This is a genomic window from Gilliamella apis, from assembly GCF_030758615.1.
In the GTDB taxonomy this organism is placed as follows: domain Bacteria; phylum Pseudomonadota; class Gammaproteobacteria; order Enterobacterales; family Orbaceae; genus Gilliamella; species Gilliamella apis_A.
Genome location: NZ_CP132381.1, coordinates 333254 through 346973, shown reverse-complemented (window position 1 = coordinate 346973; position 13720 = coordinate 333254). Strand labels below are relative to the sequence as shown.

Genomic DNA, 13720 nt, shown 5'->3' with positions numbered 1-13720 from the left:
AGTTAGTTCATGGGGTTAACCTTACTTTCAATAAAGTTAATTTCGTTTTCAGCTAAACTATATTTAATATAAAGTTGCTGATCGACATCTGAAATAGATCTACTCCAATCTATATCTGAATTTTTAGTAAAATTTTGCAGCGGAACTTTTGACCATGTGATCTTTGATTGATTATTCTGGGTTGTTTTCATAATACCTAGCATTGAACGAGCAAATTTTGACTTAAGGTATTTAAGTAATGCTTCAGCTTCAAACTCAGTATCAAATTCTCCTAGACTGACAAATGTTTGGTTATGTCCGATTGCGGGAGATCCAACAACTGGTGTACTCAATATCTCTCCAAACGCCCCTGTTCCATTAGCACCTGGCACAAAAACTTTCCATTTATCTAAATTAGCATGATTAGCAATATATTTTCTTTTCAACCAATAATATATACGGGCACCTTTTGTGCGACCGTAGATTTGAATATAATCCTCGCCATCATCTGGCTTGGTGGTAAAAAATATTTCTGGATAGCGACTAAATACACTAGAGGCGACAGCTTTTGCATGAGCCTTATCCGTTCGGCCAATCAAATAAGGATTTTCAATAAACAAACAATCTGTAAATCGATAACTATCGGGGCTATACACAAAATTACTCATATTTTCTTTAGTTATTGATTTAACTTTATGAAATATAGATCGCAATTCCTTGAAAGGAATAAAAGTATCAATTTCACCAAAAATTTTATTTTTATCTTTAAAAATAATTACGATACCGCCTTTAATATCAACATTTGGGAAAACTTCATCACTTTTAGCATTGAAATATTCAATATTGATATGTTTGTCAGTCAGCATTTTCTGATTCCACTTTTTCGGTGTTGCCCCTTGATTTGCCAAGAATCGAGCCGGCGAAATCAACGTGTATTTACTTGCGACCTTTTCAGCTAAATCATAAAAATAATGATATATAGGAACAGCTTGATTATTTTCGCCGACATTCATATCTTGATAGGGAGGATTACCGACAACCACATCGAATTTCATTATCTATCTCCTTCGCCAAAAAAAATCATTTCCCCTATATCCCAATTCATAATTTTTACACGCTTACCGTGGTTTTTAAGCAATTGTTGTGCATTGTTTTCTTGACTAAAAGAAGTTAACTGATTGTCACACAATGAGGCTTGTTGTTCTGACAAAGGAATAATCTGTTGTAAAGCATCCATCTGGAATAAATTATAGCTAATCACTTCAGCCACATTTTTCAAAAATTCATATAATGGTTCTTCTTGCCACTTAGCAAAATAATAATCACAACATGTGTAAAATAAATTCTCTCGAGCTAATAAAAGCGAGTCGCCATTCCATTCAAAGCCATAACTGGCTTGATAAGCTTTGATAGCGAATCTTTGCCATTCTTTTTTATCATTTATTTCAGCATTGATACGTTTTAGTTTCCTATCAACAAAACCTACTCTTTTTTGCAGTGGTATCATTTGCCCAGAATTCATATCATAGCGAGTAACCATATACGGCGCTTCACCACATGATATTTCTAACCATTTTCGCTTAATATAAGTATCCAAATCATCATTAGCGTATTCTTTCTCAAGAATATCATTTTGTTTTTGCACAACCCAAATTGGTGTAAATACTTCCGCTTTTGATTTAGTTCGTTCTTTTTGCTGCTCTCGCGGTTTTAACGCCCGAGGCATGATGATTTTTGCCATGTTACCTGTGATTAACTCAGGTCTTATCTGAGCAGATGGTGAATAGGCTGTATGGTTATATTGGCTATAATTATCATTGGCCCAAATAATATTATTTATCTCATCAGCTGTAGATGTCGTTCTATCAATTAATAATATGTTGAATATTTCAGGCATTTGTTCTCTTATGTTGTTTTCTGAAATATCCGTAACCGGATAGTCACGATTCAATTGCTCATCCTTATATAACTTATTATTGGGATTAATTATTCTGTTTGGCATACAACTCGTTTCATCCAAAGATATAAATTTTAGATATGTTGATAATAGTTACAGTAATAGATCCTATAAATAAATCAGATTGTTGCTGTAATTTCCTCAAATGCTCCATGTTTTAGCATACAATATTTCATTTAAACTAAGTTTATAAATACTCAATTTAAGGATGCGTATAATTCACCAGTATAATCATTTAAAGCTAATTTATCTAATAACATTGCTTGTCGTGGCCTAGTGAAGGTGGATAATTAAAGGAGAAGATGACAATATTACTTAGTTGGTTGTTATTCCTGAAGAAATAACAACCTAATTATATATAATGCGAATAAATTAATTTTTAATTAATAAGTTTTTGGCGAGTAAAAAATTACCAATTGTTGCACTACCATTATTTTCAACTGACGGGGTTTTTATATATTTATCAATATTTTCAATGGTGACATAATTATTTAATAATCTTTTAAAATGCGTTTTTATTCGTTCTAGCATATGATTTTGGCTCATCACACCACCACCAACAATGACTAACTCAGGTCTAATCACTAAGGTCGCATTTAAAATAGCTTGGGCAATATAGTATGCTTGAATATCCCAAACATCTGAACTAGCATCCAATTCTTGGCCTTTTTTACCCGTTCTTGCTTCAATACTTGGCCCTGATGCTAGCCCTTCTAAACAATCACCATGTAATGGACAAACACCTTTAAAATTGACATCTAACGAATGTTTTTTTATTAATTGATGCCCCATTTCTGGGTGACCGACGCCACCTATAAATACGCCATTTTGAATAGCGCTTCCTCCAATTCCAGTGCCAATTGTGTAATAAACCAAATTATTACATGAGTTTAAATACATTTCACCATAAGCGCTTGAGTTAACATCCGTTGTAAAAAAGATAGGTATATTGAGTTCTTTCTGTATTGGTAAAACAATATTTACATTAGTCCAACCTTGTTTTGGAGTATTCAGTATGCATCCATACTGGTCACTAGAAATATCAAGATCTACCGGCCCAAAACTGCCTATTGCTAAAGCATCAACACTATTTTGTTTAAAAAACAGAATGACCTTTTTTATCGTTTCTGCATAAGTTGTGGTTGGAATAGTTTCGCTAATAATTATTTCATTATTTTCATTGCCAACAGCACAAATAAACTTTGTTCCTCCCGCCTCAACACTACCATATCGTTTCATTATTTATCTCCATTAAATATTATTCATTACAGTCAATTAGGGTTATCTACTAACCAAATTGAAATGTAAATTTTTCATCCTAGTAATTATTAAAATGCCTTACAGTATTTTTGTTTATTATATATTACTTAAATCAAAATGCAGCGACGTCGTAAAACTCTCTAATGGTGCTAAAATCAATCCCCCCTCTGGCTTATTCATTGGCCATCCTAACCAGGTTCAATACCGAGAACATATTCATTTTGACCAAATTGATTCCACTGTGTCAGATAAGGGAGCTCAGTTGAGTCATATTGACAGTCCAGCGCAATACCAATAGTTTTATTTTCAACCCTAAAACGGCATTTTTTTTCTGGTTTTGGTCGATGAAAATAGACCTGCTCATCGAAAATAGCTTGAGGCGGTAATACATCAAGAAAATGCGCCAACCCCTTATCTGCGACTTCATCTCGGGGTAACGTGGTTACTGTGGGTAGCTTTATTGTCGTATCTGGTGATAATAGTGGATAACCAAAGTTAATATGATATAAAAGTTGAATATTTTCATGCCTAAATGCTTGGTTAGTGATTGTGTCAGTGATAGTAAAAGATGAAGATTTTAATGAAGTAGTTATTGTTCTTTGTAATTGAATATTTTCAGAAAAAAACACAGCTTGACGTATTTTACCCTTCAACTGAATAATATAATCATCATCATCCCAAAATTCATTAATAGAAAAATTTTCTGTACGTAAATTAGAAAATGGGCCATGTAAACCATTAATAGCCGATGGCGGACCAATATGCGTTAATCCACAAGTAGTTAATAAACCACAATGAAAATTTTTTAAAAACTCATATCCACTATTATTCACGCTTTCTGGATTTCTGATCCCTACTTTTGATATTGGCGCAATGGGTATGCCTTTATAACGACATGCTGAAATATCCATTCCTCGATCAGGTAATACAGTAAAACTTAACCCTGCTGCGGTATTAACCTCACAAATACGAGAATTAAAACCAGGGCCATCATTTAAAATGGAACTCGTTGCCCCAGCAATTTGTTTAATATCACCAACATACTGTAGCAACTCTTTAGCCGTCATATTTTTAAACCAACTCATAATAGGCCCCTTTATCATCAAGCAGTTAGAACTTTTATCGACCTTTTATATCGCTCAATATCCTTTTTATCAACAGTTTGAGTTGTTATTAAATAATCCACTTCTTTTAATTGTGCGAAACTGGATTTTGAATCAATATTGAATTTGGTTGAGTCAATTAGTGCAATAGATTGTTGGCATTTAGCTAAAAATCTTTTTTTGTCGACAACTTCATTGTAATTATAATCAGAGAACCCGTTTTTTAGTGAAACACCTGATGCTGAAAAGAAAAACTTATCAATATTAAAAGCATTAATAACGCTATCATCAAAAGAGTTTTGTATGGTATTTGATTTTGGTTTTAAAACTCCGCCAATGATAATAACCGTCAAATTCGGGTTTTCTTTTAGCTTAACAGCAATATTGATACCCGTAGTAATAATAGTAATTTTAATATCAATATTGACTAATTTATTCGCAATTTCATTACTAGTTGAACTAGAATCAATCAGTATTGTATCTTTGTGTTTAATTAAAGATATAGCCAAACTAGCAATGCTCTGTTTTTCTTTTAGATTAAGTGCTTTTCTTTCATCATAAGGGGTTTGATGTATAAATTTATTCGATAACACAATCCCACCATGCGTTCGCTCTATATCTGGATAATTTGCACAAATTATATCAATATCACTACGCACTGTAGGCATTGATACATCTAATAACTCTGCTAACTCTTTAACAGTAATCGATTTATTTTCTATTACTTTCTTTAAAATAATCTGTTGTCTTTCTTCAGCAAACATAATTAGCCACCTTATATTTTGATTTATCTGCATAATACACAAAAAACAAATTAAAATAAAACAAAAAAACAAATAACAAAAAGAAAATAAAAAAAATAATTGACACAAATAAGAAAAGATAAAATAATAAAAGAAAAGAAAGTAAAGGAAAGTATTAATAACAGCAAATTTAAGGAGCAGCTCATGTTAATCACTGGTAAAGAAATGCTAGATATAGCAAGAAAAAATAAATTTTCCGTCCCTGCGTTCAATGCTGGTAGCGGACAATTACTGACTGCCGTAATGGAAACAGCAGAACGTTTAAACGCACCATTTATGATGGCAATTCACCCCGATGAGCTTGCTTTCTTAAAAGACAGTTTTATCAGTCAAGTTATTTATGAATGTAACCACAGTAAAATACCCGTTTGTATTCACTTAGATCATGGTGCCAACATGCAACAAGTTGCACATGCCATTCAATTAGGCTTCACATCAGTAATGATTGACAGTTCACATCAACCATTTGATGAAAATATTAGAATTACTAAAGAAGTCGTAAAACTAGCACATAGCGTTGGTGTGTCAGTGGAAGCAGAGTTAGGTACCATTGGCGATACTGGATCCACCGTTGAAGGGGGAGCAAGTGAAATTATTTACACCGATCCATTAAAAGCCAAAGAATTTGTTGAAGAAACAAAAATTGATTCTCTTGCGGTAGCCATTGGTACATCACATGGTATTTATCCAAAACACTTAGTTCCTAAATTACGTTTAGATATTCTAGAAGAAATTTATAAGCTGGTTTCAATCCCATTAGTACTTCATGGGGGTTCTAGTAATGCGGATGATGAACTTGCTGCTTCGCTAGATTTAGGAATTGCCAAAATAAACATCTCTAGTGATATAAAAATCTGTTTTGCTAACAAATTACGCGAGATGTTAAATGGAGGCAATAACGAGATTAGAGAGCCTAATGTTTTATTCCCTCCTTGCGTGCTAGAAACGCAAAAAGTAGCAGAGCAAAAAATTAAATTATTTAAAGCAGATAATAAAGCATCATTATATTATCGATAAGTTTTAAGACTACATAAGAACAAATAGCTAAATGCTTGTTCATATTAATAAATGTAAGCTAAAAGCCGGTTAATTATCGACCGGCAACAAGCAACGGATTATTACATTTAATAAGAGGAAGAGTTTATGTCATTAAATAAAATTTTAGATGAACAAGTCATTGCCACAAATATTGATGCAAAAAATAAAAATGAAGCATTACTGATTTTATCAGAGAAACTACTTAATGCTGGCTATATTAATGATATTAATTCATTTCTGGAAGATATCTATTATAGAGAATCATTGGGAGCAACAGGTATAGGTAATTATATTGCAATTCCTCATGGTCAAAGCGATAGCGTACTACGAAATGGTATTGCTATCGGGAAATTCAACCAAGAAATTGAATGGGAAACTCTTGATGATAAAGGAGTTAAATTAATATTTTTATTTTCGGTCAGCGCTAATAATGACGGTGCTAATGAACATCTCATGTTGTTAGCACAACTAGCCGGTAAACTTGGTAATGATGATGTTATTGATAGATTGTTAGAAGCAAATGATAGTCAGGAAATTAAACAAATTTTCACTAGTTACTAATAACAAATTTATCAACAAGGAATTGTAATAAAAATAGGACAAAGGCTATGAATATTATTGGAATCGCTGCCTGTACCGCAGGAATTGCACATACTTATATTGCAAAGGAAAAATTAATCACTGCCGCCAAAAATGCTGGGCATAACATACATATTGAAACTCAAGGTACGATAGGTGTACAAGATGAAATTCCCGATGAGTTAATTGAAAGTGCTGATATTGTTATATTAGCTATTGATGTAAAAGTATCTGGAAGAGAACGATTTGCCAACAAAAAAATCATTGAGGTCCCCACAGAAATTGCCATAAAGTCCCCCAATAAATTAATTAAGAAGATCGAAGAAGCTATTTCTCAATAATCTTACAGGTGAGGTTGCACATGAAGATGTTCAAATTAATAGAGTTAAAGCGTCATGCTCTAACAGCTATATCATATTTAATACCCATTGTTGTCAGTGCTGGTTTTTGTCTCGCTATAGGTAGTTTATTTGGTGGGCAAGTAATGAATAGTTTCCATGATGATTTCCGATTAGTTGATGCGCTTTCAACTATGGGGGTTCTGGTTCTTGGAATGTTACCGGTGGTGATATCTACGGGTATATCTTATTCAATCGCTGATAAACCAGGTATTGCTCCCGGTTTTTTGACTGGACTAATTGCGATTAATATCGGCGCAGGCTTTATCGGTGGTTTTATCGGTGGCTATATTGCTGGTTATATTGCTTTACTTCTCAGAGAAAAAATTAAAGTACCACATTGGGCGGAAGGGCTAAGACCGGTTTTAATTATTCCTTTATTATCGGCGTTTGCCATGGGTCTCATAATGTACTACGTTGTCGGCACCCCAATTGCTGCATTCACTGAATTACTTATGGACTACTTAAAAAATCTTAATACGAGTGAAAAAATTGTATATGGATTAATTATTGGTGTTCTTTCAGGAATTGATTATGGTGGCCCAATCAATAAAACCGTGGTCATGTTTTTACTTTCATTAGGTCCAAATGGTTATGAACCAATGGCAGTTATGATTTTAGCCTCAATGGTAACGCCTTTTGGAATGACAATCGCTTACTTTATGCAAAAAATATTTTCTAAAAATATTTATACCAACAATGAAGTTGAAACATTAAAAGCAGCATTTCCAATGGGAGTCTGCCAAATCACAGAAGGTTGTTATCCGATTATCTTTAATGACTTACTCAGATGTTTAGTAGCAACTGGTGTCGGTGGTGCTGTTGGTGGTGCAATTAGTATGGCATGTGGTAGTGCTACACCAGCACCTGCTGGTGGGCTATTTGCAATGGTGACAATGGTCAATCCTATCCAATGGTTTATTGCCTTAATGGCTGGCTCACTTGCTACCGCAATTATATTATTTGTACTGAAAAAACGAGTCAATCTAGATGATAACAATGAACTCACTATTGATGACGAGAAAGATATTGACTTAGATTCAATCAAAATCAGCTAAGTCTATAAAAATTGGATGGTTATGGAGGTCATTATCGATTAAACCATAACCATCTAAATACTAAATATAGACTTAGTTTTAGTTATATGAGGTGTACTATGTTAGTTAGTGAAGATTATAAGAATAATGTCAAAGAGTTATATAAAAAATCTCAACTTATTCTAACTGAACAAGAGTTAAATAATATTGAGTTTGCTGATTTCGGTTTAAATAATATTGAAAATGAAGGTTTAAATTTAATTATTTATATTAATACTGACCGATATTGTGCCAAAGAAATGGTATTACTACCTAACCAAACCTGCCCTGAACATCGACATCCTGACATCAACAACAGCAGAGGAAAACAAGAAACATTTCGTTGTCGATGGGGTAAAGTATATTTATATGTTGAAGGTGAAAATAAGGGCAGTATATCTTGTACTTTACCACAGGGTGGTAATCAACAATACTATACTGCTCGCCAAGAGATTGAATTACTCCCCGGTGAGCAATATACCATCGACCCCAATATTAAACATTGGTTTAAAGCTGGGCCTGAAGGTGCTGTAATAAGTGAATTCTCATCAACCAGTTATGATGAATTTGATATTTTTACCAACCCAAATATCAATAGAGTTTGCCAAGACCAAATCACATAAGTGAAATGAACTTGTCATGATAATAACTTAAATTTTACCGTGCTATAAAGCAACCTAAGAACAACCATAATAAAGGGTTTATTTATCCTAATTATCCGTGAAAATAAGATTAAATAAACCCTATACACACCAGGTAACCAACAAATTAATAACATTCGCTACTAACTAAATCTGACTATTAACAATGACACTAAGCAATCAATCTAAAAACAAAAGACCAGCAATTCGCATTAAAAGTACTGCTGTATTAAAAAAATAACCGCCGATAAATCATATTAACAACATTCTATCTGTAAAATCTAATCAAGTTAAAACGTTATCCTCTTGGTAGCCTGTTTAAACTGTTTAAAAAACTTCTTTAATTATTATTCGAAAGGCAAATAGCTATTTATCCTTTGATAGTATTGAAAAACATTTTTAAAGCTATTTTTCAATAAATTTTCTTTGTCAGCTAATTGATGATCCAATATGTTTAGAACATAATAAAATTTGTTGGCTAGATATTAATGAACTAAATCATCTTGATTGGGCTGAAGCTGATTTACCGATTGTTTCATATTTGCAGAATATTGAAACAGATCCAAATGAATAATTAACCATCGAATATTAAAAGCAAATGATAAAGTTACACAATTTGCAATAATCTTCTATTTTGGTATTAATTATCGATATAAACATCAATGCTGACTTTTGTTTGCTTGATTTAATGTACAATACGAATGATATGTAGTATTAAATAGAGGATTTCTTCATTTGAAATCGTGATATTGAGCTGATTAATTAAATATTTTTTAATGATATTTGCACATTTAAACTCATCTGGATATTGCCTAATCACCTGTTGAAAAACAAAATCATTATCAGATTGTAGCTGCTTCTGCTCAAAAATACGCTGAATAAAAAACTGCATATGAGTTAAAAAACGTGAATAATTTAACGATTGTTTATCTATTCGAATTGCAAAATTAAATTGAATAATATTGAATATATCCTTCAACATTTTAACGGACAATAACGTATGCTGCATAGTTTGTTGATGTGATTGGCCGTTAACTAAATGAAAGGCTATGTTACCTGCTTCCTCCTCAGGTAAACTAATATTAAGACGTTGGTTTATATAGGTTATGCCATACTTTGCAACTTCAAACTCTTTAGGATAAAAGCTTTTCACTTCGTATAACAAGCGATTTTGAATAACCACTCCTGAATAATATCTTTCAATAGCATAATTGAGGTGATCTAATAAGGTAAAAAAGAGTGTTTCTCTAAAAGTCGTTTGTAATGTTTTGTTCGCATAGTCTAACAAAAATCTCGTTAACTCGATGTAATCATCAGGTAATGATTCAATTAAGTTAAGATAACCTTGAATATCTGTTATTTGTTGTAAAACAAAACATTTCTCAATCTGCTCAGCATCAAGCAGATCACCAACTTTAGCATTAAAACCGATCCCTTTTCCCATCAGGATCACCTCGTTATTATCACTATTTTTGGATAATACTAGGCTGTTATTTAAAATTTTATCAACTTTAAATGTTATCATAACGGTTACGTCAATTTATCCAACTGCCCATTAGCCTTAATTAATTTCTGATACCAAAAATAACTCTTTTTCTTGATACGTTTCATGTCTTTTAAATCAAATTCGCCTCGATTAACATAGATAAAACCATAACGCTTACCATAACCTTGATGAGTACTTACCACATCAATAACAGACCATGGGCAGTAACCAATAAGTTCAACACCATCGGTGATAGCCAATTGCATTTGGGTTATATGTTGGCTAATAAAGTTGATGCGATAATCATCGTTAACAGTATTATCTGCATTAAGTTTATCTGGAGCACCAATGCCATTTTCAGTGATTAGAATTGGTAAATTGTAACGTTCATAAACTTTTCTTAAAGTTAATCTTAAACCAATAGGATCAATTACCCATCCATAAGCCGTTTTATCGACAAAAGGATTTTCCGCCGCTCGATAAACGCCCTGTTCACCCAGCATGATTTGTTGATCGCCAGCTCTGGCTGATATATCGGAAGCATTTCCTTTACTGGCGGCAATTGTTGCTGTTGAATAATAATTCATGGCAATAAAATCAGGTTGAGCATTTTTTAATACAACGAGATCCTCTGCCAAAATTGTTGGGCAAAGCCCTCTATCCTGTAAATAACTTAAAAATAACGCATTATAGCGCCCCAAAATAGCGGTATCGAGGAAACTCCAACATCGAATAGTTTCCCAATTATGAGCAGCAATAGCATCTTCAGGTCGGCAAGTTTCAGCATACATTGAAGTAATATTTAATGCTGGCCCAATTTTAGCATTGGGACAAAGAGTGTGGCATAGCTGCATAGCTTTAGCCTGAGCGATAAACATATGGTGATTTTGTTGATAAAGTGTTTTCTTATCTGGTAATTTACCATTTTCAGGAACACCAATTGCACCAGGATGAAGAATCATGGTGTTTTGTTCATTAATTGTTAACCAATATTTAACTTTTTTACCAAAATTTTGGAATAGAACTTCAGTATATCGGACAAAAGCATCAATGGTTGATCGTTCACTCCATCCACCTTGTTTGTCCAATTTATAGGGTAAATCAAAATGATATAGAGTTACTATTGGTTCAATATCATAACGTTTAAGTTCATCAATTAAGTTATGATAAAAATCTAATCCTTGTTGATTAACGTCACCAATACCATCTGGAATAATACGCGTCCAAGCAATAGAAAAACGATAGGCTTTTAAGCCTAATTCGGCAAAAAGTCGTACATCTTCTTTATAATGATGATAGTGATCACTTGCTACTTTAAAATCGGCTACATCTTCAGGATGGCAATACATATCGACAATTGATGGAGATTTTCCATCTTCATCCCATGCCCCTTCAAACTGATAAGCCGATGTTGATCCTCCCCATAAAAAATTTTGAGGAAACGGTTTTAATGTTTTATAGAGCATGATTATCACCTTGATTTGATTTTTTAACTAATATCAGATCCTCACCGATTGTGACCATATTTTTCTTAATATTTTCAACAAAATACTCATCTGAATATAAAATAATTATTGGGGTAGTTGTCATATAACCAGCTTGATTGATAGCCGCTAAATCAAATTCAATTAACTCATCACCAACATTAACCCGCTGACCTTGTTCAACTTTAGCTGTAAAAAATTGGCCACCTAATTTAACGGTATCCAGTCCTATATGGATCAAAATTTCAATACCCTGATCACTTTTTATACCGATCGCATGTTTTGATTCAAGTAAACTGACAACCTTACCGCTAATTGGTGCAACAACTTTACCTTGATTAGGCTCAATGGCTATACCATCACCTATCAAATTTTTTGAAAAAACATCATCTTTTACTTCTGATAGAGGTATTACTTTTCCTGTTAAAGGACTACTTAAGATAACATTACTCAAATCAGCAGCAACAGAGTTATTTGTTGATGATAATGTTGAATCTGTATCAATAGTTTTAATCAAATCATCCTCATCAATTGGATCATCAAATCCCATAAACCATGTCAATACAAATGTTACAACTATCGCAATACAACATGTCACCAGAGCATGAACAATATTCATCGGATTATCACCTATAAATGCCGGTAAACCAGCTAATCCTGGCGATACAAAAGCATAACGTAATAATCCAGATACCCCTGCATAAACGCCAGCAACTCCACCACCTATCATTGAAGCAATTAATGGGCGTTTTAGCTTTAAGGTTACGCCATACAATGATGGTTCGGTAATACCTAATAATGCGGTGAAACCAGCAGAATACCCAAGTTGTTTTAGATTTTTATTTTTAGTTTTGATTGCTACACATAATGTAGCTGCACCTTGTGCTATATTTGAGGCTAGCATACCAGGGCCATTAATCATTTCAGAACCATTACGACTTAACTGTCCTGTTGCAATTGGAGTCATTGCCCAAGCTGTACCAGTGATAATTAAAAATGGCTGTAACCCGCCCATTAACATTGGAATTAACCAACTAGCTTTACTATTTATATAACCCGCCCCTTGTGCAACTAAATCATTTAGTAAGATGCCAAATGGACCAATAATGACTAATGCTAATGGCCCTGCTATCAATAAAATAAGCATTGGTTTGATAAAAAATTTTATCATTGATGGAGTCACTTTTTCAGCAAAGCGCTCAATATAAGACATTGCCCATACGGTAATAATAATAGGTAATACAGAACCTGAATAATCGGCTAATTTAACCGGTATACCAATAAAAGAAACATCTTGACCCAACACCATTAATTTTCCTAAATTGGGATGTAACATTGCACCTGCAATAGTCATAGCTAAAATAGGATTACACGAAAATTTACTTGCAGCACCATATGCTAACAAAATAGGCATAAAGAAAAATGCCGCATCAGCCAACATGTCCAACAAATAATAGGTATGGCTATCTGGCGATAACACCCCCATTAATTTACATATAGCTAATAACGCTTTAATCATCCCCGCACCAGTTAATGCAGGAATTACAGGCGTAAATGAAGTGGATATAATGCCAATAATATATGAAAGTATCCCTTCTTTCTTTTTGCTTCTTACCTTGCCATGTTCTTGGTTAGATAAATTCTGACTAATAGCTTGATACACTTGTTGGACTTCGTTACCGATCACTACTTGGAACTGCCCCCCACTATCTACAATACTAATAACACCAGTTAATTTCATGATTGCATCACAATCAACGATATTTTTATCAAAAAGATCAAACCGTAAACGAGTTGCACAATGAGTCAAGGAATTAACATTATCTTTTCCCCCAACTAACCGCAAAATTTGTATTCCTAACTGTTGATAATCCATATATACACTCACTCTAAAAGATCCAAAAAAAAAGACCAAA

General features: G+C 33.3%; 13 protein-coding genes. 5 read left to right on the top strand and 8 right to left on the bottom strand.

Annotated elements, in window-relative coordinates:
• Positions 1-2: 2 nt before the first annotated feature.
• The 5 genes from RAM17_RS01670 to RAM17_RS01650 form a co-directional block, all read right to left on the bottom strand.
• Positions 3-1034 carry an Eco57I restriction-modification methylase domain-containing protein gene (locus tag RAM17_RS01670; RefSeq protein ID WP_110448787.1) on the bottom strand — a complete coding sequence of 344 codons (1032 nt, stop codon included), beginning with the start codon at positions 1032-1034 and terminating at the stop codon, positions 3-5.
• Entirely contained in the window at positions 1034-1981 is a 948-nt protein-coding gene (locus RAM17_RS01665) for a hypothetical protein (RefSeq protein WP_198201531.1), read from the bottom strand. Before RAM17_RS01665 ends, RAM17_RS01670 begins: the two co-directional genes overlap by 1 nt.
• A 327-nt stretch (positions 1982-2308) precedes the next feature.
• On the bottom strand, positions 2309-3178 hold the full coding sequence (gene scrK, locus RAM17_RS01660; protein WP_110448789.1) for a fructokinase ScrK: 870 nt from the start codon (positions 3176-3178) through the stop codon (positions 2309-2311).
• A gap of 206 nt (positions 3179-3384) precedes the next feature.
• Positions 3385-4281, bottom strand: a complete 897-nt coding sequence (locus RAM17_RS01655) for a DUF4432 family protein (protein WP_306240530.1) — start codon at positions 4279-4281, stop codon at positions 3385-3387.
• A gap of 17 nt (positions 4282-4298) precedes the next feature.
• Positions 4299-5063, bottom strand: coding sequence for a DeoR/GlpR family DNA-binding transcription regulator (locus RAM17_RS01650; RefSeq protein WP_181414714.1), 765 nt, complete (start codon positions 5061-5063; stop codon positions 4299-4301).
• 183 nt (positions 5064-5246) lie between these two features.
• On the opposite strand from RAM17_RS01650, the gene RAM17_RS01645 reads away from it, so the two are divergent.
• The 5 genes from RAM17_RS01645 to RAM17_RS01625 all read left to right on the top strand — a co-directional run bounded on the left by RAM17_RS01645 (position 5247) and on the right by RAM17_RS01625 (position 8816).
• Positions 5247-6119 carry a ketose-bisphosphate aldolase gene (locus RAM17_RS01645; protein WP_110448792.1) on the top strand — a complete coding sequence of 291 codons (873 nt, stop codon included), beginning with the start codon at positions 5247-5249 and terminating at the stop codon, positions 6117-6119.
• Positions 6120-6245: 126 nt separating this feature from the next.
• Positions 6246-6701, top strand: coding sequence for a PTS sugar transporter subunit IIA (locus RAM17_RS01640; RefSeq protein ID WP_110448793.1), 456 nt, complete (start codon positions 6246-6248; stop codon positions 6699-6701).
• Between the two features lie 47 nt (positions 6702-6748).
• The gene (locus tag RAM17_RS01635) at positions 6749-7060 is read left to right on the top strand and encodes a PTS fructose transporter subunit IIB (RefSeq protein ID WP_086364192.1); all 312 of its coding nucleotides are present in this window, start codon (positions 6749-6751) and stop codon (positions 7058-7060) included.
• A gap of 20 nt (positions 7061-7080) precedes the next feature.
• Positions 7081-8175: a PTS fructose transporter subunit IIC gene (locus tag RAM17_RS01630; RefSeq protein WP_086364193.1), complete on the top strand. Its 1095-nt coding sequence runs from the start codon at positions 7081-7083 to the stop codon at positions 8173-8175.
• 98 nt (positions 8176-8273) lie between these two features.
• A complete protein-coding gene (locus RAM17_RS01625) occupies positions 8274-8816 on the top strand; it encodes a D-lyxose/D-mannose family sugar isomerase (RefSeq protein ID WP_110448794.1) in 543 nt (180 codons plus the stop codon).
• A 703-nt stretch (positions 8817-9519) separates the two neighbouring features.
• On the opposite strand, the gene RAM17_RS01620 is transcribed toward RAM17_RS01625, so the two are convergent.
• The 3 genes from RAM17_RS01620 to RAM17_RS01610 are packed head-to-tail and all read right to left on the bottom strand — an operon-like array spanning position 9520 to position 13680.
• Positions 9520-10359 carry a PRD domain-containing protein gene (locus RAM17_RS01620; protein ID WP_110448795.1) on the bottom strand — a complete coding sequence of 280 codons (840 nt, stop codon included), beginning with the start codon at positions 10357-10359 and terminating at the stop codon, positions 9520-9522.
• 5 nt (positions 10360-10364) lie between these two features.
• Positions 10365-11786 carry a glycoside hydrolase family 1 protein gene (locus tag RAM17_RS01615; RefSeq protein WP_110448796.1) on the bottom strand — a complete coding sequence of 474 codons (1422 nt, stop codon included), beginning with the start codon at positions 11784-11786 and terminating at the stop codon, positions 10365-10367.
• Complete coding sequence (locus tag RAM17_RS01610; protein ID WP_110448797.1) at positions 11776-13680, bottom strand: beta-glucoside-specific PTS transporter subunit IIABC; 1905 nt, start codon at positions 13678-13680, stop codon at positions 11776-11778. Before RAM17_RS01610 ends, RAM17_RS01615 begins: the two co-directional genes overlap by 11 nt.
• Between the last annotated feature and the right edge of the window lie 40 nt (positions 13681-13720).

Excerpts from the sequence above, each read along its gene's own strand:
- RAM17_RS01670 (WP_110448787.1), bottom strand. The coding sequence starts at position 1,034 with ATGAAATTCGATGTGGTTGTCGGTAATCCTCCCTATCAAGATATGAAT.
- RAM17_RS01665 (WP_198201531.1), bottom strand. The coding sequence starts at position 1,981 with ATGCCAAACAGAATAATTAATCCCAATAATAAGTTATATAAGGATGAG.
- RAM17_RS01655 (WP_306240530.1), bottom strand. The coding sequence starts at position 4,281 with ATGAGTTGGTTTAAAAATATGACGGCTAAAGAGTTGCTACAGTATGTT.
- RAM17_RS01650 (WP_181414714.1), bottom strand. The coding sequence starts at position 5,063 with ATGTTTGCTGAAGAAAGACAACAGATTATTTTAAAGAAAGTAATAGAA.
- RAM17_RS01645 (WP_110448792.1), top strand. The coding sequence starts at position 5,247 with ATGTTAATCACTGGTAAAGAAATGCTAGATATAGCAAGAAAAAATAAA.
- RAM17_RS01640 (WP_110448793.1), top strand. The coding sequence starts at position 6,246 with ATGTCATTAAATAAAATTTTAGATGAACAAGTCATTGCCACAAATATT.
- RAM17_RS01635 (WP_086364192.1), top strand. The coding sequence starts at position 6,749 with ATGAATATTATTGGAATCGCTGCCTGTACCGCAGGAATTGCACATACT.
- RAM17_RS01630 (WP_086364193.1), top strand. The coding sequence starts at position 7,081 with ATGAAGATGTTCAAATTAATAGAGTTAAAGCGTCATGCTCTAACAGCT.
- RAM17_RS01625 (WP_110448794.1), top strand. The coding sequence starts at position 8,274 with ATGTTAGTTAGTGAAGATTATAAGAATAATGTCAAAGAGTTATATAAA.
- RAM17_RS01620 (WP_110448795.1), bottom strand. The coding sequence starts at position 10,359 with ATGATAACATTTAAAGTTGATAAAATTTTAAATAACAGCCTAGTATTA.
- RAM17_RS01615 (WP_110448796.1), bottom strand. The coding sequence starts at position 11,786 with ATGCTCTATAAAACATTAAAACCGTTTCCTCAAAATTTTTTATGGGGA.
- RAM17_RS01610 (WP_110448797.1), bottom strand. The coding sequence starts at position 13,680 with ATGGATTATCAACAGTTAGGAATACAAATTTTGCGGTTAGTTGGGGGA.